At 72.0% G+C, this 17,741-nt stretch carries 18 protein-coding genes; 2 read left to right on the top strand and 16 right to left on the bottom strand.

From position 1 onward, the window contains the following. Window position 1: 1 nt before the first annotated feature. The 13 genes from ACIPYQ_RS22440 to ACIPYQ_RS22380 all read right to left on the bottom strand — a co-directional run bounded on the left by ACIPYQ_RS22440 (window position 2) and on the right by ACIPYQ_RS22380 (window position 12,586). Complete coding sequence (locus ACIPYQ_RS22440) at window positions 2–886, bottom strand: ABC transporter permease (RefSeq protein WP_401253830.1); 885 nt, start codon at window positions 884–886, stop codon at window positions 2–4. Continuing rightward, window positions 873–1,667 (bottom strand): ABC transporter ATP-binding protein, encoded by a 795-nt coding sequence (locus tag ACIPYQ_RS22435; RefSeq protein WP_030713685.1) that lies wholly within the window; start codon window positions 1,665–1,667, stop codon window positions 873–875. The genes ACIPYQ_RS22440 and ACIPYQ_RS22435 overlap by 14 nt, the downstream gene beginning before the upstream one ends. A gap of 34 nt (window positions 1,668–1,701) precedes the next feature. Next, window positions 1,702–2,838: an aliphatic sulfonate ABC transporter substrate-binding protein gene (locus ACIPYQ_RS22430; protein WP_401253827.1), complete on the bottom strand. Its 1,137-nt coding sequence runs from the start codon at window positions 2,836–2,838 to the stop codon at window positions 1,702–1,704. A gap of 215 nt (window positions 2,839–3,053) precedes the next feature. Next, complete coding sequence (locus ACIPYQ_RS22425) at window positions 3,054–4,394, bottom strand: sulfate adenylyltransferase subunit 1 (RefSeq protein ID WP_401253825.1); 1,341 nt, start codon at window positions 4,392–4,394, stop codon at window positions 3,054–3,056. Between the two features lie 2 nt (window positions 4,395–4,396). After that, on the bottom strand, window positions 4,397–5,335 hold the full coding sequence (cysD, locus tag ACIPYQ_RS22420) for a sulfate adenylyltransferase subunit CysD (protein ID WP_361770335.1): 939 nt from the start codon (window positions 5,333–5,335) through the stop codon (window positions 4,397–4,399). Further along, entirely contained in the window at window positions 5,332–5,877 is a 546-nt protein-coding gene (gene cysC, locus ACIPYQ_RS22415; RefSeq protein WP_361770344.1) for an adenylyl-sulfate kinase, read from the bottom strand. Before cysC ends, cysD begins: the two co-directional genes overlap by 4 nt. 71 nt (window positions 5,878–5,948) lie before the next feature. After that, window positions 5,949–6,692, bottom strand: a complete 744-nt coding sequence (locus ACIPYQ_RS22410; protein ID WP_401253821.1) for a phosphoadenylyl-sulfate reductase — start codon at window positions 6,690–6,692, stop codon at window positions 5,949–5,951. Beyond that, entirely contained in the window at window positions 6,689–6,868 is a 180-nt protein-coding gene (locus tag ACIPYQ_RS22405; protein ID WP_361770329.1) for a hypothetical protein, read from the bottom strand. The genes ACIPYQ_RS22410 and ACIPYQ_RS22405 overlap by 4 nt, the downstream gene beginning before the upstream one ends. After that, the gene (locus ACIPYQ_RS22400) at window positions 6,865–8,571 is read right to left on the bottom strand and encodes a nitrite/sulfite reductase (RefSeq protein ID WP_401253818.1); all 1,707 of its coding nucleotides are present in this window, start codon (window positions 8,569–8,571) and stop codon (window positions 6,865–6,867) included. Before ACIPYQ_RS22400 ends, ACIPYQ_RS22405 begins: the two co-directional genes overlap by 4 nt. A 231-nt stretch (window positions 8,572–8,802) precedes the next feature. Then, window positions 8,803–8,886 carry a putative leader peptide gene (locus ACIPYQ_RS22395; protein ID WP_312847410.1) on the bottom strand — a complete coding sequence of 28 codons (84 nt, stop codon included), beginning with the start codon at window positions 8,884–8,886 and terminating at the stop codon, window positions 8,803–8,805. A 125-nt stretch (window positions 8,887–9,011) separates the two neighbouring features. Beyond that, a complete protein-coding gene (locus ACIPYQ_RS22390; protein WP_401253815.1) occupies window positions 9,012–9,305 on the bottom strand; it encodes a hypothetical protein in 294 nt (97 codons plus the stop codon). 46 nt (window positions 9,306–9,351) lie between these two features. Continuing rightward, window positions 9,352–11,745 carry an AAA family ATPase gene (locus ACIPYQ_RS22385; RefSeq protein ID WP_401253813.1) on the bottom strand — a complete coding sequence of 798 codons (2,394 nt, stop codon included), beginning with the start codon at window positions 11,743–11,745 and terminating at the stop codon, window positions 9,352–9,354. A 109-nt stretch (window positions 11,746–11,854) separates the two neighbouring features. Next, the gene (locus tag ACIPYQ_RS22380) at window positions 11,855–12,586 is read right to left on the bottom strand and encodes a Crp/Fnr family transcriptional regulator (protein ID WP_401253810.1); all 732 of its coding nucleotides are present in this window, start codon (window positions 12,584–12,586) and stop codon (window positions 11,855–11,857) included. Window positions 12,587–12,681: 95 nt separating this feature from the next. Between ACIPYQ_RS22380 and ACIPYQ_RS22375 the strand changes: the two genes are divergently transcribed. Together ACIPYQ_RS22375 and ACIPYQ_RS22370 are read left to right on the top strand one after the other, a co-directional pair. Beyond that, the gene (locus ACIPYQ_RS22375) at window positions 12,682–13,410 is read left to right on the top strand and encodes a hypothetical protein (RefSeq protein ID WP_401253807.1); all 729 of its coding nucleotides are present in this window, start codon (window positions 12,682–12,684) and stop codon (window positions 13,408–13,410) included. A gap of 10 nt (window positions 13,411–13,420) precedes the next feature. After that, a complete protein-coding gene (locus ACIPYQ_RS22370; protein WP_401253804.1) occupies window positions 13,421–13,858 on the top strand; it encodes a hypothetical protein in 438 nt (145 codons plus the stop codon). A gap of 11 nt (window positions 13,859–13,869) precedes the next feature. Here ACIPYQ_RS22370 and ACIPYQ_RS22365 read toward each other — a convergent pair whose 3' ends face one another. The 3 genes from ACIPYQ_RS22365 to ACIPYQ_RS22355 all read right to left on the bottom strand — a co-directional run bounded on the left by ACIPYQ_RS22365 (window position 13,870) and on the right by ACIPYQ_RS22355 (window position 17,730). After that, window positions 13,870–14,439, bottom strand: a complete 570-nt coding sequence (locus ACIPYQ_RS22365) for a GNAT family N-acetyltransferase (RefSeq protein ID WP_401253801.1) — start codon at window positions 14,437–14,439, stop codon at window positions 13,870–13,872. Window positions 14,440–14,444: 5 nt separating this feature from the next. Beyond that, window positions 14,445–15,707, bottom strand: a complete 1,263-nt coding sequence (locus ACIPYQ_RS22360) for a GAF domain-containing protein (protein WP_401254256.1) — start codon at window positions 15,705–15,707, stop codon at window positions 14,445–14,447. A gap of 379 nt (window positions 15,708–16,086) precedes the next feature. After that, a complete protein-coding gene (locus ACIPYQ_RS22355; protein WP_401253798.1) occupies window positions 16,087–17,730 on the bottom strand; it encodes an acyl-CoA dehydrogenase family protein in 1,644 nt (547 codons plus the stop codon). Window positions 17,731–17,741 lie beyond the last annotated feature (11 nt).

Below are 17,741 nucleotides of genomic sequence, written 5' to 3'. Positions count from 1 at the left end.
CTCAGCTCTTGACCAGCAGGCCGCGGCTGCGCAGCACCCACCGCTCGACCGGGCTGAAGATCAGCAGGTCGATGGCGATGCCGACCACCAGGATCAGGATGATCGCGAGGAACACGCCGGGCAGGTCGATGTTGTTGCGGCCGTTCTCCAGGAGCTGGCCCAGGCCCAGGCCCAGGTCGGGCGAGGAGGCGATGATCTCGGCGGCCATCAGCGAGCGCCAGGAGAAGGCCCAGCCCTGCTTCAGGCCCGCGAGGTAGCCCGGCAGCGCGGCCGGCATCACGATGTGCCGGGCGCCGCGCAGACCGGTGGCGCCCAGGGTGCGGCCGGCCCGCAGGTAGAGCGGCGGGATCTGGTCGATGCCGGAGACGAGGCCGTTGGCGATGGACGGCACGGCGCCCAGCAGGATGACCGTGAACATCATCGCGTCGTTCAGGCCGAACCACAGCACGGCCGGCGGCACCCAGGCCACCGACGGCAGCGACTGCAGGCCCTGGAGGATCGGGCCGATCGCGGCGCGCACGAACTTCACCCGGGCGACCAGCAGGCCGAGCGGGGTGCCGATGGCCAGGGCCAGCAGGAAGCCGAGCAGGCCGCGGGAGACGGAGGTCCAGATGACCTCCAGCAGGGTCCCCTTCAGCCACATGTCGGTCAGGCTGTCCCACACCGCGGAAAGGGCGGGGAGCTTCCTCTCGTCGGTGACCTTCAGGGAGACGAGGACCTGCCAGACCACCAGGACCAGGCCCACGGCCAGGAACGGCGGCAGGACCTTCTTGACGAGGACCTCGCGGACCGGCGTGCGGTGGGTCTGGACCGCGTCCAGGGCGTCGAGGCCGGCCTCCAGACCCGCGAGGTCGTCCGTCTTCGCCTTCGTTTCAGTGCTGGCCATGGCGGCGGATCTCCCCACGCAGGTGTTCAGTGATCTCGAGGGACAGTTCCGCGACGTCCGCGTCCTCGATGCGGCGCGGCTGCGGGATGTCCACGGTCCACTCCTTCGCGACCCGGCCGGGGCGCGAGGAGAGCAGGACCACGCGCTGGGCGAGGCGGACGGCCTCGCGCACGTTGTGGGTGACGAAGAGGACGGACAGGTTCGTCTCGGCCCAGATGCGGGTGAGCTCGCCGTGCAGCACGTCCCGCGTGATGGCGTCGAGCGCCGCGAACGGCTCGTCCATCAGCAGCAGCTGGCTGTCCTGGGCGAGCGCCCGGGCCAGGGCCACGCGCTGGCGCATGCCGCCCGACAGCTCGTGCACGCGCTTGCCGTACGAGCCGCCGAGGCGGACCAGCTCCAGCAGGCGCTCGGCCTCCGGCTTGCGGTCGGCCTTGGCCACCCCGCGCAGGCGCAGGGCGAGTTCGATGTTCTTGCCCGCGGTCAGCCACGGGAAGAGGGCGTGCTCCTGGAACATCAGGGCCGGACGGCCGCCGGGGGTCTCGATGGACCCCGCGGACGGCTTGTCGAGGCCCGCGACCAGGTTCAGCAGGGTGGACTTTCCACACCCCGAGGCCCCCAGGATGGTGACGAACTCTCCGGGAGCGACATCGAGGCTGATGTCGTCCAGGACGAGCTGCGATCCGGCCGGGCCGGAGAAGGACTTCGAGACGTGCTCGATGCGGGCAGCGTGGGTCTGCTCCGCTACGGAGCCCTCGGCAGCCTTGGCAAGCGTGGTGGCCATGGTCGTCACCTCCTGGGATAGCTGGACTACGGGATTACTTGGCGCCGAGACCGGCGTCGGAGACCTCGGGCTTGCCGGCGGCCTTGAGGACCTTGTTCAGGAGCGTCAGGTCGTAGATGCCGGCCAGGTCGGGCTGCTCGATGAGCTTGGCCTTGACCGCCCACTCCGACTGCGTCTTCAGCGTCGAGGCCAGCGGGTCGTCCGTGATCGCGATGCTCGGCCACGCCGGGTCGATGACCTTCGCGTCGAGCGGCTTGCCGCCCTCCGCCTCCAGCTTGGCGTTGGCGGAGGCCTTCGCCTTGTCCGGATTGGCGTTGATCCACTCGTTGGTCTTGACGGTGCCCTTGAGCACGGCCTCGACCACGTCCGGGTGCTCCTTGAGGAACTTCTGCGACACGATGATGTTCGTGATCACGAACTTCTTGTCGGGCCACAGGGCGGTCTCGTCGAGGAGGACGGAGCCGCCGTCGGAGACGAGCTTGGAGGCCGTGGGCTCCGGGACCCACGCGCCGTCGATCGAGCCCTGCTTGAAGGCGTCGGGGGTGACCTTGTTGTCCGTGCGGACGACGGAGACGTCACCCTTGCCGGACTCCGGGTCGACCTTCCAGCCCTTCTCGGAGATCCAGTTGAGGAACGCGACGTCCTGCGTGTTCCCCTTCTGCGGGGTGGCGATCTTCTTGCCCTTGAGGTCGTCCAGGGTCTTGATCTTGTCAGGGTTCACGACCAGCTTCACGCCGCCCGAGGCGGAGCCGGAGATGATCCGCAGGTTCGAACCCTTGGACTTCACATAGCCGTTGATCGACGGGGAGGGGCCGATGAAGCCGATGTCGAGAGAGCCGCCGTTGAGGGCTTCGATCTCGGACGGACCGGCGTTGAAGGACTGCGGCTTGACCGCCGTGGCGCCGAGCTCCTTCTGGATCAGGCCTTCCTGGAGGCCGACCAGCGCGGTCGCGTGCGTCAGGTTCGGGAAGTAGCCGATCCGCACCTCGGAGGCCGACAGCTTCTTGCCGTCGGTGGCCGCGACGTTGGCCTTGCCGCCCTCGTCCTTCTTGGCCTCGGAGCCGTAGCCGCACGAGGCGAGCGCGCCGATCAGCAGCGGCAGGGCGGCAGCGGCGACGACGCCGCGACGCAGGGTGGTGCGGGTGGTGCGGGTGGTGGCGGTGGCAGGCACGGGAGGACTTCCTCTCGTGACGCGGTCATCTCATGACGCACGTCTTCGTCTGTGGAGCAGGGGCAGGTACAGCTCATGGGGGGTGTGGGCGCGCATGCGGTGCGCGTACGTCATCGCGCACATCGCGCCACCCCTCCCTGGCCGCTGCCGAGGTGGCCGCTGCCCACGCGGCCACCTTCCTTGGCGAAGGTGGAGTAGATGTCGGCAGTCATGATCTAGAAGTCCCACCCTTCCTCGTCGGCCTGAACGGTCGTCTCCGCCTTGGAGGCGAAGGACTCGCCGGCCATGCCCGCCGCGAGGGTGGTTCCGTCGGCCGGGTCGATCAGCAGGAAGGACCCGGTGCGGCGCGAGTCGGCGTACGCGTCGAGCGCGAGCGGCTCGGCGGTACGGACGACCACGCGGCCGATGTCGTTGGCCACGAGCTGCCCGGGGTTCGGGTGCTGGGACAGGTCGTCCAGGGTCAGCCGCGAGGGGATCTCCTTGACGATCGCCTTGACCGTGCGCGTCGTGTGCTTGATCAGCACCCGGGCGCCGACGGAGAGGGGCTGGTCGGCCACGTGGCAGACCGTCGCCTCGACGTCCTGCGTGGTGGCCGGGGCGTTCGCGGACGGCGCGATCAGGTCGCCGCGCGAGATGTCGATGTCGTCCGCCAGACGCAGCGTCACCGACTGCGGGGCCCAGGCGATGTCGACGCTCTCGCCGAGCGCGTCGATGCCCACGATCGTGCTCGTACGGCCCGAGGGCAGGACGGTCACGGCCTCGCCGACGCGCAGCACGCCGGAGGCGATCTGGCCCGCGTAGCCGCGGTAGTCGGGGTGCTCCGCGGACTGCGGGCGGATCACGTACTGCACCGGGAAACGCGCCGGGCAGGCGGTGAGGTCGTGGCTGACCGGGACGGTCTCCAGGTGCTCCAGCACCGTCGGGCCGCCGTACCAGTCCATGTTGGCGGACGGGTCCACCACGTTGTCCCCGGCCAGGGCCGAGATCGGGATCGCGGTGATCTCCGGGACGCCCAGGTCCGAGGCGTACGCGGTGAACTCCTCGGCGATCTTCGCGAAGACCGACTCCTCGTAGCCCACCAGGTCCATCTTGTTGACGGCCAGGACCACGTGCGGGACGCGCAGCAGCGCGGCCACGGCCGCGTGCCGGCGGGTCTGCTCGATCACGCCGTTGCGGGCGTCGACGAGGACCACGGCCAGGTCGGCGGTGGAGGCGCCGGTGACCATGTTCCGGGTGTACTGCACGTGCCCCGGGGTGTCCGCGAGGATGAACCGGCGGCGCGCGGTGGCGAAGTAGCGGTACGCGACGTCGATGGTGATGCCCTGCTCCCGCTCGGCCCGCAGGCCGTCGGTGAGCAGCGCGAGGTCGGGGGCCTCCTGGCCGCGGGCCTGGGAGACCGCCTCGACGTGCTCCATCTGGTCGGTCAGGACCGACTTGGAGTCGTGCAGCAGCCGGCCGACGAGGGTGGACTTGCCGTCGTCGACGGATCCGGCGGTCGCGAAGCGCAGCAGCGTGGTCGCCGACAGATCGGCGAACTGCTCGGTGGTGGAGGTCATTTCTAGAAGTACCCTTCGCGCTTGCGGTCTTCCATCGCGGCCTCGGACATCTTGTCGTCGGCGCGGGTCGCGCCCCGCTCGGTGAGACGGGAGACGGCGATTTCGGCGATCACGGCGTCCAGCGTGGCGGCGTCGGAGTCGACGGCGCCGGTGCAGGACATGTCACCGACGGTGCGGTAGCGGATGAGACGCGTCTCGGGCGTCTCGCCCTCCTTCGCGCCGCCCCACTCGCCGGCCGTCAGCCACATGCCGTTGCGCAGGAACACCTCGCGCTCGTGGGCGAAGTAGATCTCCGGCAGCTCGATGCCCTCGCGGGCGATGTACTGCCAGACGTCCAGCTCGGTCCAGTTGGAGAGCGGGAAGACGCGCACGTGCTCGCCGGGCGCGTGGCGGCCGTTGTAGAGCTGCCACAGCTCGGGGCGCTGGCGGCGCGGGTCCCACTGGGAGAACTCGTCGCGGAGGCTGAACACCCGCTCCTTGGCGCGGGCCTTCTCCTCGTCGCGGCGGCCGCCGCCGAACACGGCGTCGAACTTGAGGCTCTGGATCGCCTCGGTCAGCGGGACGGTCTGCAGCGGGTTGCGGGTGCCGTCCGGACGCTCGCGCAGCTTGCCCGCGTCGATGTAGTCCTGGACGGACGCCACGTGCAGGCGCAGTCCGTGCTTCTCGACCGTGCGGTCGCGGTACTCCAGCACCTCGGGGAAGTTGTGGCCCGTGTCGACGTGCAGCAGCGTGAAGGGCACCGGCGCCGGCGCGAACGCCTTCAGCGCCAGGTGCAGCATGACGATGGAGTCCTTGCCGCCGGAGAACAGGATCACCGGCTTCTCGAACTCGCCCGCCACCTCGCGGAAGATGTGCACGGCCTCCGACTCGAGGGCGTCGAGGTGCGACAGCGCGTAGGGCGCGTCCGTCCCTTCGTGGACGTGTGCGACGGTGGCGGTCATGCCAGGCCCCTCTCGGTGAGCAGCGCGTGCAGGGCCGAAGCCGACTCCTGCACGGTCTGCGTGTGCGACTCGATACGGAGGTCCGGCGACTCCGGCGCCTCGTACGGGTCGTCGACCCCGGTCAGACCGGAGATCTCGCCCGCCGCCTGCTTGGCGTACAGGCCCTTGACGTCACGCTCGGAGCACACCTCGACCGGCGTGGCCACGTGCACTTCGAGGTAGTCCGTCGCGGCGGCCGCGTGCCGCTTGCGGACGGCCTCACGGCTGTCCGCGAACGGTGCGATCACCGGCACCAGCGCCTTGACGCCGTTGCTCGCGAGGAGCTCGGCGACGAAGCCGATCCGCTGCACGTTGGTGTGCCGGTCCTCGCGGCTGAAACCGAGGCCGGCGGAGAGGAACTCGCGGATCTCGTCACCGTCGAGGACCTCCACGCGGTGGCCCTCGGCGCGCAGCCGGTCGGCCAGCGCGTAGGCGATGGTGGTCTTGCCCGCGCTCGGCAGCCCGGTCAGCCACACGGTGGCGCCCTGGTCGCTCACGCTCATCTGCTCTGTCTCCGTAAGTTCTTCGTTCGTCGTCGCGCTCGTCGTCGCGCCGGTCGTCGTGCTGCTCGTCATCAGCCGTGCAGTCCGCACTCGGTCTTGCCCCGCCCGGCCCACCGGCCGGCCCGCGCGTCTTCGCCCTCCGCCACGCGGCGGGTGCAGGGGGCGCAGCCGACGGAGGTGTAACCGTCCATCAGCAGCGGGTTGGTGAGAACCCCGTGATCGGCAACGTACGCGTCCACGTCGTCCTGGGTCCAGCGTGCGATCGGGGAGATCTTGACCTTCTGCCGCTTCTCGTCCCAGCCGACGACCGGGGTGTTCGCCCGGGTCGGGGACTCGTCGCGGCGCAGGCCCGTCGCCCACGCGTCGTACGCCGTCAGGCCCTCTTCCAGCGGCTTGACCTTGCGCAGCGCGCAGCACAGGTCGGGGTCGCGGTCGTGCAGCTTCGGGCCGTGCTCGGCGTCCTGTTCGGCCACCGTGCGGCGCGGGGTGAGCGTGATGACGTTGACGTCCATCACGGCCTCGACCGCGTCACGGGTGCCGATGGTCTCCTCGAAGTGGTAGCCCGTGTCGAGGAAGACCACGTCCACGCCGGGGAAGACGCGCGAGGCCAGGTGGGCGACGACCGCGTCCTCCATCGAGGAGGTCACGGCGAACTTCCCGCCGAAGGTCTCGGCCGCCCAGCGCAGGATGTCCAGCGCGGAGGCGTCCTCCAGGTCCCGGCCCGCCTGCTCGGCCAGTGCCTTCAGATCCGTGGCCTTGAGGTCCGTGGCCTTGAGGTCCACGCTCGTGAGACTTGCGTCTTGAGTGGTGGTCATATCTCGTCCCCTCCCGCTGCATCGGACCGGACGCCACGGGCCAGCAGCCCGAGGTACTTCAGCTGGAAGGCTCGGTTGCAGGCCCTGCATTCCCACGCGCCGTGGCCCGTCTCGTTCGGAAACAGGTCCTCGTCGCCGCAGTACGGGCAGTAGAACGGTGCGGCGCGCTCGCTCACGAGAGGCTCTTCTCGTCCGCGCGGGCGACCCACGCCGCGAAGCGCTCGCCGTCCTCGCGCTGCTCCTCGTAGTGCTTGACGACCCGCTCGACGTAGTCGGGCAGGCCGGCCGAGGTGACCTTGAGGCCGCGGACCTTGCGGCCGAAGCCGGCCTCCAGGCCGAGGGCGCCGCCCAGGTGGACCTGGTAGCCCTCCACCTGGTTGCCGTCGTCGTCCAGGACCAGCTGCCCCTTGAGACCGATGTCCGCCACCTGGATACGGGCGCAGGCGTTCGGGCAGCCGTTGATGTTGATCGTGAGCGGCTCGGCGAAGTCGGGCAGGCGGCGCTCCAGTTCGTCGATCAGCGAGGCGCCGCGCGCCTTCGTCTCGACGATGGCCAGCTTGCAGAACTCGATGCCGGTGCAGGCCATCGTGCCGCGGCGGAACGGGGACGGCTTGACCCGCAGGTCCAGCGCCTCCAGCGCCCCGACCACCGAGTCGACCCGGTCGGCCTCGATGTCGAGCACGATCATCTTCTGCTCGGCGGTGGTGCGCAGGCGGCCGGAGCCGTGCTGCTCGGCGATGTCCGCGATCTTGGTCAGGGTGGCGCCGTCCACGCGGCCCACGCGGGGCGCGAATCCGACGTAGAACTTGCCGTCCTGCTGCTGGTGGACGCCCACGTGGTCGCGCCACTGGCCGGTCGGCTGCTCGGGGGCGGGGCCGTCGGTCAGCTTGCGCTGCAGGTACTCGTCCTCCAGGACCTGGCGGAACTTGGCCGGGCCCCAGTCGGCGACGAGGAACTTCAGGCGGGCGCGGGTGCGCAGCCGGCGGTAGCCGTAGTCGCGGAAGATCGAGATGACGCCCTCGTAGACGTCCGGGACCTCGTCGAGCGAGACCCAGGTGCCCAGGCGCACGCCCAGCTTGGGGTTGGTGGACAGACCGCCGCCGACCCAGACGTCGAAGCCCGGACCGTGCTCGGGGTGGTTCACGCCGACGAAGGCGATGTCGTTGATCTCGTGCGCCACGTCGAGCAGCGGCGAGCCGGAGATCGCGGACTTGAACTTGCGGGGCAGGTTGGAGAAGTCCTTGTTGCCCACGATGCGGCGGTAGATCTCGTCGATGGCGGGGGTGCCGTCGATGATCTCGTCCCGGGCGATGCCGGCCACGGGGGAGCCGAGGATGACGCGGGGCGTGTCACCGCAGGCCTCGGTGGTGGACAGGCCCACGGCCTCCAGCCGGCGCCAGATCTCCGGGACGTCCTCGATCCGGATCCAGTGGTACTGCACGTTCTGGCGGTCGGTGAGGTCGGCGGTGCCGCGCGCGAACTCCTCGGAGATCTCGCCGATGACGCGGAGCTGCTCGGTGGTCAGCCGGCCGCCGTCGATGCGGACGCGCAGCATGAAGAACTCGTCGTCCAGCTCCTCCGGCTCCAGGATCGCGGTCTTGCCGCCGTCGATCCCGGGCTTGCGCTGGGTGTAGAGGCCCCACCAGCGCATGCGGCCGCGCAGGTCGTTGGGGTCGATCGAGTCGAAGCCGCGCTTGGAGTAGATCGTCTCAATGCGTGTCCGCACGTTGAGACCGTCGTCGTCCTTCTTGAACTGCTCGTTGCCGTTGAGGGGCGTGTGGTGTCCGACGGCCCACTGACCCTCACCGCGGTGACGGCCGGTCTTGCGGCGCGCGGCGGCTGCGGGTGCGGCTGCGGGCGTTTCGGGGGTGGCGGCCATGGCGGTACGTCCTTCTTCGGCGGCTCAAGGCAAGGGCAAGGGCAGGGGAGGCGGAGCGGCGGCGGCAGGTGCCCCTGTCAGGTCTGCGACTCTGAGCGCGTGTGGCTGATTCCCGCTTCGCTGCCGGGGTTGCCGGCGGGCAGGGCGGGACATAGGCCTCAGGGGACTAGCGGGTGATCGGCGCGTCCGCGGCGGCGGGGACGGCGACGATGTGCGGCGTGGCTGGTTCCGTCAGCGCGCCGGACAGATGGCGCTGGACATGCGGCCGAGGTCGACGTGCCGCCGACTCACCAAGGCAATTCCAGCTCCATTCATGACGGAAGCGTGTCATGTGCCTCTTGGAGGAGTCCACTACTGTCCACGATCCGGACGAACTCGTCTCGGATGGCGGGATGACGTGACGGGGGTCACTCCCTGCAGTGCCCCCCGTCCTCCCTCGGTCAGGACGGTGAGGAGCCCTCCGGGGCTTCGCCGCTCCCCTCGTGGTGGATGTGCAGATCGCCTTGCATGACCGTATAGACGGTGCCGTGGTCGTTCGCGGTGTTGATCTGGTCGGCGCCGGTACCGGTGCCGGTGTCCGTGTCCGTGTCCGTGTCAGGCGACGCGATGTCGCCCGCGGGCGTCGGCGGCCGGTCCTGGTGGATCTCGACGTGGTTCTCGTGCCCGGCCACGACGGGGCCCGAGGCGTCGCCGCCGATCCGGATCGTGAACCGGTCGCCGGGAGTGGATGTCATGACGGTAGCTCCTGGGTGGGGGACGGGACGTGGCGTGTGCAGAGGATCACGGGACGCGGGTCAGCGAGATGGACCCGCAGGAGGTGCACCCCTCCTTGACGGACGCAGGGGCCACGCGCGTCCACTGCAGGCTGCGTCCGTCGGAGGAGACGGTGAGGGTCGTGTTCATGTGCCCGACACGGGTGCACGAGCTGTTGCTCATGTCGTACAGCGGCTCGTCCGTGCTCCGGTAGGTGCCGAGGCCGCCGGTGAACCTCATCGTGACGATGTCCTTGCAGATCGTCCCCGCCGTCACCGTGTACGCCCCGGGTGACTTCTCCTCGAAGCGGTAGGCGCCTCCCTGGCTGTCCAGCCACACCCCGGCGAGGCCGGACGGGGAACTCGGTACGTCCTCGGCGGCCTGCTGCTCGGCCAGGACGTTCCCGCCGATGACGACCGCGACGACGACGGCGATCACCGCGAGCACCACCGTGAGCACCGACGCTCCGCCCGCGGCGGCGGCGCCGGCACCGGCTGTCGCGGCGGCCCCCGCGGGGACCCCGCCCGTGGCGCCCGCGCCGCTCGCGAGGTGGCCGACGTGTTCGACGCCGGGCGGCGGCACGGAAGCCGCCGGGTGGGACCAGGCCGCCGCCGTGGGGTCGGGCATCGCGGAGTGGGAGGCGAAGTCACCGCCCGGTGTGCCACCCGCCTGCACGGCCGTGCCGTCGCCCCCCGGCCAGCCGCCGCTGTGCCCGGCGGCGTGCCCCGCCGAACCGCCGTCGCCGGGGATCGCGGCCGTGGAGCCGCCGTCGCCGGGGGCCGTCGCCGTGGTGCCGCCGTCGCTCGGCACGGTGGCCGTGGTGCCGCCGTCGTCCGGGATGGCCGCCGTGGTGCCGCCGTCGCCGGGCGCGGCCGCCGTGGTGCCGCCGTCGTCCGGGAGCGCCGCTGAGGTGCCGCCCTCGTCAGGTGTCGCGGCCGTCGAACCGCCGTCCGCCGGGGCCGGCTCCGGCGCCTGCGGGGTGTACTGCTGCGCCCCCGCGGCCGCGTCGGCGCCCTGGGCATCACCCAGCTGCCGCCACAGCACCGCCGCCTCGGCGAGCAGCACCGCCGAGACGACCCGGCGGCCGGTCACCAGGCTCCGGATGCCCTCCTCGTGGGTGAAGTAGGCCAGCGCACGCCGGTCGCCCGCGTGCTCGGCGGCGATCCGGCCCCGGTCGAGCAGCCGGCCCCACGACCCGAACCGCAGGGAGCGGGCCATCGCGGGTGAAGCGGCCCACGCGACCCTGACCGCGAGGTCCGGCCGTCCCGCCCGCTCGGCGAGCTCCGCGGCGACCTCCAGTGCCCGGGCGTGGTCCGAGATCTGGTTCGGCGTCGTCGATCTCTGCGTGGCCCACCGGGCGAAGTACTCGCACAGCCGGTCGACGGGGAACGCCGCCGGATCGCGATCCCACAGCGCGGGCACCGCATCCGCGGCGCAGCGGTACCCGCGCTCCGTGAACTCGGACAGACCGAGCTCCGTGAGGCGGACGCACACGGCGGACGGGTCCGCCGCGCCGGTCAGGGCACCGAGGTGCGCCGGATCCACGTCCGCATCGGACAGGGTGGCCAGCAGGCGCAGGACGCCCATGGCCTCCGCGTCGAGCTGGTCGAGCAGGAGCGGCAGCAGATCCGCCAGCGCGCCGGGCCGGGGCAGCGCCACCGTGCCCGAGGCGTCGGGCCGGGCGAGCGCGGCCGCACGCAGGAGCAGCAGGGGACGCCCCGTGGCCGCCTTCCACAGCTCCAGGGCCGCGCGTTCGCTCTCCGGTGTGCGGGCACCGAGAGCCCGGGTCAGCAGGGCCAGCCCCGGGGCTCGGCCGAGCCCCGCCACCTCCAGTGCCGTGCCGTCGCCGAGCAGTGACCTCTCCCGCCCGCAGAACACGAACCGCGCGTCCGGGGCCGCGTCCATGAGATCCCGTAACTGCTCCTCGGTCAGCTGGGCGTTGTCGACGTACACCGTCACGCGGATCCCGGCCATCAGCCTGCGCAGCTCGGTGCCCGAGGGGGCGTACGCCGCGGCTTCGTAGCAGGCTTCGAAGACGTCCTGCGCCAGGTCCCCGGGCTCCCGGTGGCTTCCGCTGAGGAACACCACTCCGTCCGGTCCGGGTTCGAGCGTGCGCGCCGCGTACCGCAGGATCGAGCTCTTGCCGACCCCTGGAGGCCCCCACAGCTGCACCGGACCGCCGTCACGGAGGGCGGCGGCGAGCGCCGCCAGCTCGGCTTCCCGGCCCAGCGGGGCGTGCTGCCGCCGCGGCAGCAGTTCGACCCGGTCCCGGCGCACCGGCCGGGGCTGTTCCCGCTCCACCAGCAGGGTCACGGTCGACCCGTGCTGCGCGTCCACCACCACGTTGTGGTTGCCCGCGATCACCGGTCCGGTGGCGTCCCCGTCGATGTCTATCCGGTGCGTGCCGTGCTCCTGCTCCATGGCCCTCCCCCGTCCGACCGGGGCGCAGCTGCCGCCGGTCTCCCGGGCGGCACTCTAATGACGGCGCCGGACCGCGATCCCGTCCGCAGACGGTTTCCACCCGCTTCCTTCACCGTTGGCCGAAAGCGATGCTCCCCAGGAGGCTGAGGTCCTCGACCCTGATCGTCCGGTAGCCCGTGGAGACCACGCCCGCTTCACGGAGCCGGCGCAGTGCCTTGTGCACGGTCGGTTCCGACGCGCCCGACAGCGTGGCCAGCTCCGGCTGGGTGATGGGCCAGGGGATCACGGCCCCGTCGCCGGTGTGTTCCCCGTAGGTCATGGCGATCTGATGGAGCACCCGGGCCAGCCGGGTGGCGGCGTCGCACCCGGTGAGATCGATCCGGTGGGTGGTGGCGACGCGGAGTTTGGTCACGGTGGACGTGTTGACCGCGTGGGCGATCCCGGGGTGCCGGCGCAGGCACTCCAGGAAGTCGGCGCGCGTGACGGTCCGGGCGAGGACCGTCCCGCAGGTGGTGACCGTCGCCGACCGGGGGTACCCGTCCACCGCGGCCAGTTCGCCGACCAGATCCCCGCCCATGCGGACGGCGAGCAGGGCGTCCCGTCCGTCCTGGGTGTGCCCGGTGGCCTTGACCACGCCGTCGAGGAGGATCAATACGAAGCTGGTCCGCTCGGCTTCGCGCATGAGCACGCGGCCGGCCTCGTACCGGACCCGGGCGCCCAGGGCGAGCAGCTGATCGCGCGCGTCCGGGGTGAGACCACCGAGCAGACTCGATGCGGGCCACGCCCACTCCTCGCGGAGCCCGTGCCAGCCCGCGCCATGGCCCACGCCTTTGTCTTCCATGGGGCACTCATAGCAAATCCCGTACTGTGACGGGGTGTTCGCGATCCGTTCCGGCCACAGTGGGTTGCGAGGGTTGCTGCCACCGAGGAGGGTCCATGGAAGACGAAGTGGCGTACCGGGCCATGCTGGCCGTCGACATCGCCCGTTCCGCCGGGCGCGGCAACGTTGCGTTCCGGCAGATCCGCGAGGTGCTCGCGACGGCACTGCGCGAGGCGTTCGAGGAGAGCGGGATCGACTGGAAGGGGTGCCTCCACGCCGATCTGGGTGACGGCTTCCGGGTGATCGCTCCGGCCGGCACCCGCAAGACCCGACTGATCCACCCCTTGATCCACGAACTCGCGGTCCGCTTGCGCGCCCACAACCGGACCGCGGCTCCGGCGACGCACATCCGCGTCCGCGTCGCGCTGCACGCCGGCGACGTCGTGCTCGGCCCGGACGGCGAGGCCACGGGCCAGCCGCTCGAAGTCCTCGCCAGGCTGCTCGACGCGGGTCCGGCCCGCACCGCCCTGGCCCAGGCCCCGGAGACCGTGACCGCCTCCGTCCTCCTGTCGGGGCACTTCTACGACGAGACGGCTCGTCACGGATATCCGGGGATCGACCCCGACTCCTTCCAGCGCGTCACCCTCGCCGAGAAGGAGTACGCCGCGGAAGCCTGGCTGCACCTGCCGGGGCAGGAGCCCGCTCCCCACCAGCCGGCCCTGCCCGGGCACACCGCCGCGACGGACCCCGGGCCCGGCAAAATGATCAACAAGGCATCGGGGAGCGGGGTCGTCTACGCCACTCAGAGCGGTACGACGAACGTCCACATCACCCGCGGGGCGTGAGGGAGCCTTCATGGACGCGGAGCTGACCGCCCTCGCCGAAGCCGGCGCCGGGGCCGTGGTCACGGCGATGACCACGGACCTGTGGCAGAGCACGCGCGACGCCGTGCTCGGCCTCTTCCACCGGACCGACCGCGGCCGCCGGGCCGAGATCGAGGCCCAACTCGACGGCAACGCCGCCCTGATGCGCAACGCGGAGGTCCCCGAGGACGTCCGGCGGACCCTGTCCCACCTCTGGGCCTTGGAACTCACGGAGCTGCTGCGCCGGGACCCGTCGAACGTCGAGCCGCTCGCGCGACTGGCGGACGCGGTCGCCGCGGCCCTCCCCGGGAGCCGCCGGGCACCCCACTGCGAGCAGACGAACAACGCGCGCGATTCCGCGACGCTCTTCGCCGTCCAGCGAGGCGACCTGCACGTCCACCGGCCCGGCCGGGACGCCCCCCCTGACTAGGGCGCAGGCGCCTACGCGCCGGCTCCCGGCCAGGGGCCGGGGGTCGGGGTGTCTTCCTTCTCTTCCGTCTCCGTCTTGAAGATCTTGAAGCCGCGCCGCTCGTAGTTGCTCATCGCCGTCGGGCCGTCCTGGCTGCAGGTGTGCACCCACACCCGGCGGGTCGGCTCCAGCTCCGGCCAGCGCTCCGCGAGGGACCAGGCCCGGGCGATGCCCACCGACAGCAGGTGTCCGCCGATGCGGCGGCCGCGGAAGTCCGGGAGGAGACCGAAGTACATGATCTCCACCACGCCGTCGTCCTGCGGGTCGAGCTCCACGTACCCCGCGGGCGTGCCGCGGTCGTACGCCACCCACGTCTCCACCCCCGGCCGGCGCAGCTGCTCCACCCACTGCGCCCGGGTCAGCGACAGCCGGTCCGTCCAGTGGATGTCGCCGCCCACCGAGGCGTAGAGGAAGCGGCTGAACTCCGGGGACGGGACCTCCGCCCGCGAGATCGTGATCTCAGGGCCCGGTACGGCCGCCGGGGCGAGGTCCGACGGGGAGGTCATTTCCAGGGACCAGGTGGTGAGGGTGATGGTGCTCATGCCCTTCAGGGAACCACGCCGGGTCCCCGGCGCCCCAGGCGGGCCCTGATCACCGCGGGGGCGGTGGAGTGCGGCAGCAGCGCGGCCGGGTCCTCGGGGCGGATCAGCTCCACCTCCACGTCCTCCGCGAAGCGGTACGGCCGGTGGGTCAGCACGCCCGCGAGGTGGCGGCGTACGCGGGACAGCTCCGCGCGGACCGTCACCGTCCGCGTCGGGTCCCCGAACAGCTCCGCGGACAGTTCGGCCGCCGAGCGCCCCCGCGGGCTGTCCGCCAGCAGGAACAGCAGCTCCGCGTGGCGCGGGCTCAGCTCCTGCGACCAGCTGCCGGAGGATCCGTACACCGTCGCCGACCAGGAGCCCGCCCGGCTGAGGTCCAGGACGATCCGGGTCGCCGCCGTGCTCGTGCGCTCCCGCGCGATCCGCAGCAGCCAGCCGCCGGGCAGCGGCTCCACCACGCAGTCGCCGAGCCGCGGCACCCACACCCGGCCCGGCCCGAAGGCCTTCGGCAGCGGGATCCGGTCCGTGGGCGCGAGCCCCGTCACCGCGGCCGTCCAGCCGTCCGGGTCCACGGCGAGCGCCCGTCCCGGCAGCCGGGCCAGCAGCGGGGACGCCACCGTCCGCAGCCGTTCCAGCGACTCCAGGTGCCGGACGCGCAGCTCCCGCTCGGCGAGCCGGGCCACCGAGCTCACCCAGGCCAGCGTCGCCGGGTGCATGGTGGCCAGCGGCCCGCTGACGTCGACCACGCCCAGCAGCCGCCCGTCCCGCGGGTCCCGTACGGGGGCTCCGGCGCAGGTCCAGTCGTGGTGGCTGGAGACGAAGTGCTCCGCCGAGAACACCTGCACGGGCCGCCGGGCCACCAGCGCCGTGCCCACGCCGTTGGTGCCGACCACGGCCTCGTCCCAGTCGGCCCCCACCGAGAAGCCGAGCCGGTCGGCCTTGCGCAGGATCGAGGAGTGGCCCTCCCGCCAGAGCAGCCGTCCGTCCGCGTCCGCGACGACCATGATGTGCAGGGCCTCGTCCAGCGCGGGCAGCAGCCCCTCCCGCAGTACGGGCAGGATCTCCCGCAGCGGTGAACCGTGCCGCCGCTCCTCCGTCTCGGCGGCCGACAGCATCCGCGAGCGCGCGTCCCGGTCCGGGTGCACCCCGCCCGCCAGCATCCGCCGCCAGGACTCCGCGATCTCCGGTCTCGGCGCGGCCGGGGGGCGGTCCCCGGCCAGAGCGGCCGCCCGTACCCCCTTGAGCAGACGCGCCGCGGCCCGCGCGTCCATGGCCGAGATGCGTGCCACATCGACCGTGCTGCCTGTGGTGTCGGCCACCGGAACCTCCCCGTGCGAACAGGACGTACGACGCGAGCCGCCCGGGCGGACCGCGGTTCCGCATCCCCCCCGCACCCCGGCGGGCGGCTGCCGACTCAAAGGTTGCAACGGTATGCAACTCTCGCCAAGTCCCGGTCGCCCGACCGAAACTGTCCGGACGCCGCCGAGCGGCGTGACAGCTCCTCCTCGGGGCTTCGGAACAGAGGTGGTGCCGAGTCGGCGCGGCGCCACCTCTGGACCGGTCGACGGGCCCGGACCGCGGCTCGGAGCGGTTTGGGGACCGCAGGAGGAGCCCGACGGGGGCTCCTCCCCGGCCCGCGGTCCGCGCCCGTCAGCCCGCGATCCGCGCCCGTTCCACCACCGCGCCGAGATCGAGGCTGTGCGGCAGCGTGCCGAAGGCCGCGCCCCAGTCGCCGCCCAGCCGGGAGGCGCAGAACGCGTCCGCGACCTCCGGCGGAGCCCAGCGCACCAGCAGCGACCCCTGCAGCACCAGCGCCATGCGCTCCACCACGCGGCGGGCCCGCGCCTCGATGCCCTCCAGGTCGGCGAGGTCCGTCAGCAGGTCCTTGATGGCCGAATCCAGCCGGTGGTCGGCGCCCCGCGCCAGGCCGACCTCCTGGAGGAAGGCGTTGAGCGCCTGGGGCTCGCGCTGCAGGGCGCGGAGTACGTCCAGCGCCTGTACGTTGCCCGAGCCCTCCCAGATGGAGTTCAGCGGGGATTCGCGCAGCAGTCTCGGCAGCCCGGACTCCTCGACGTAGCCGTTGCCGCCCAGACATTCCAGGGACTCCGCGACCATCGGCGTACAGCGCTTGGTCACCCAGTATTTGGCGGCGGGCACGGCGAGGCGCAGGAAGGCCTTCTCCTGCTCCGTCCCGGCGTCGTAGGCGGCCGCCAGGCGCAGGGTCAGGGTCGTGGCGGCCTCCGACTCCAGGGCCAGGTCGGCGAGCACGTTGCGCATCAGCGGCTGGTCGATGAGCGGTGCTCCGAAAGCAGAGCGGTGCTCCGCGTGGTGGACGGCCTGCGTCAGCGCCTGGCGCATCAGCGAGGCCGAGCCGATGACACAGTCCAGCCGGGTCGCCGCGACCATCTCGATGATGGTCCGCACCCCCCGGCCCTCCTCGCCCACCCGCCGCGCCCAGGTCCCGTCGAACTCCACCTCGCTCGACGCGTTCGACTTGTTGCCCAGCTTGTCCTTCAGCCGCTGGATCGCGAAGACGTTCCGCGTGCCGTCCGGCAGCACCCGCGGCACGAGGAAGCAGGTCAGCCCTCCCGGAGCCTGCGCCAGCACCAGGAACCCGTCGCACATCGGCGCCGAGCAGAACCACTTGTGCCCGGTCAGCAGGTACTCGCCCGACGCGTCCAGCGGCACCGCCGCCGTCGTGTTCGCCCGTACGTCGCTGCCGCCCTGCTTCTCCGTCATCCCCATGCCGAAGAGCACGCCGCCCTTCTGAGCGGCCGGCCGCAGCCCCTGCTCGTACACGTGCGAGGTCAGCCGCGGCTCCCATTCGGCGGCGAGCGCCGGATCGGCCCGCAGCGCCGGCACGGCGGCGTGCGTCATCGAGACCGGGCAGCCGTGCCCCGCCTCGGCCTGCGACCACAGGAAGAACCCGGCGGCCCGGCGCAGGTGCCCGGCCGGCCGCCCCCAGGCGTCGGTGAGCCCGGAGGTCACGGCGTGCCCGAGCAGCCGGTGCCAGGCCGGGTGGAACTCCACCTCGTCGATCCGGTTCCCGTACCGGTCGTGCGTCCGCAGTTTCGGCGGGTTCTCGTTCGCCTGCACGCCCCATTCCTGGGCCTGCGCGGAACCCGCCGCGCGCCCGAGGTCGGTGAGCTCCTCCCGTACCTCGCCGAGGAGTTCGGGTTCCGCGGATGCGAGGTGACGCTCGACGCCCTCGGTGAGGGCCCGATCGCCGCCGTAGACGTCGTAGCCCACCAGGGGCGGGGCCTGGTTGCTGACTGTGTGGGTGGTGGCTGCCATGCGGATACCGT

Origin of the sequence: Streptomyces sp. NPDC090045 (assembly GCF_044747975.1) — a bacterium.
Classification (GTDB): Bacteria; Actinomycetota; Actinomycetes; order Streptomycetales; family Streptomycetaceae; genus Streptomyces.
This window is presented reverse-complemented; position numbering and strand designations above follow the sequence as displayed.

Bases quoted from the DNA above. Each gene is read 5' to 3' on its own strand.
- cysC (WP_361770344.1), bottom strand. From the start codon at position 5,877: ATGAGCGTGAGCGACCAGGGCGCCACCGTGTGGCTGACCGGGCTGCCG.
- ACIPYQ_RS22365 (WP_401253801.1), bottom strand. From the start codon at position 14,439: ATGAGCACCATCACCCTCACCACCTGGTCCCTGGAAATGACCTCCCCG.
- ACIPYQ_RS22410 (WP_401253821.1), bottom strand. From the start codon at position 6,692: ATGACCACCACTCAAGACGCAAGTCTCACGAGCGTGGACCTCAAGGCC.
- ACIPYQ_RS22400 (WP_401253818.1), bottom strand. From the start codon at position 8,571: ATGGCCGCCACCCCCGAAACGCCCGCAGCCGCACCCGCAGCCGCCGCG.
- ACIPYQ_RS22370 (WP_401253804.1), top strand. From the start codon at position 13,421: ATGGACGCGGAGCTGACCGCCCTCGCCGAAGCCGGCGCCGGGGCCGTG.
- ACIPYQ_RS22395 (WP_312847410.1), bottom strand. From the start codon at position 8,886: ATGAATGGAGCTGGAATTGCCTTGGTGAGTCGGCGGCACGTCGACCTC.
- ACIPYQ_RS22375 (WP_401253807.1), top strand. From the start codon at position 12,682: ATGGAAGACGAAGTGGCGTACCGGGCCATGCTGGCCGTCGACATCGCC.
- ACIPYQ_RS22360 (WP_401254256.1), bottom strand. From the start codon at position 15,707: ATGGACGCGCGGGCCGCGGCGCGTCTGCTCAAGGGGGTACGGGCGGCC.
- ACIPYQ_RS22385 (WP_401253813.1), bottom strand. From the start codon at position 11,745: ATGGAGCAGGAGCACGGCACGCACCGGATAGACATCGACGGGGACGCC.
- cysD (WP_361770335.1), bottom strand. From the start codon at position 5,335: ATGACCGCCACCGTCGCACACGTCCACGAAGGGACGGACGCGCCCTAC.
- ACIPYQ_RS22435 (WP_030713685.1), bottom strand. From the start codon at position 1,667: ATGGCCACCACGCTTGCCAAGGCTGCCGAGGGCTCCGTAGCGGAGCAG.
- ACIPYQ_RS22440 (WP_401253830.1), bottom strand. From the start codon at position 886: ATGGCCAGCACTGAAACGAAGGCGAAGACGGACGACCTCGCGGGTCTG.
- ACIPYQ_RS22355 (WP_401253798.1), bottom strand. From the start codon at position 17,730: ATGGCAGCCACCACCCACACAGTCAGCAACCAGGCCCCGCCCCTGGTG.
- ACIPYQ_RS22380 (WP_401253810.1), bottom strand. From the start codon at position 12,586: ATGGAAGACAAAGGCGTGGGCCATGGCGCGGGCTGGCACGGGCTCCGC.
- ACIPYQ_RS22425 (WP_401253825.1), bottom strand. From the start codon at position 4,394: ATGACCTCCACCACCGAGCAGTTCGCCGATCTGTCGGCGACCACGCTG.
- ACIPYQ_RS22390 (WP_401253815.1), bottom strand. From the start codon at position 9,305: ATGACATCCACTCCCGGCGACCGGTTCACGATCCGGATCGGCGGCGAC.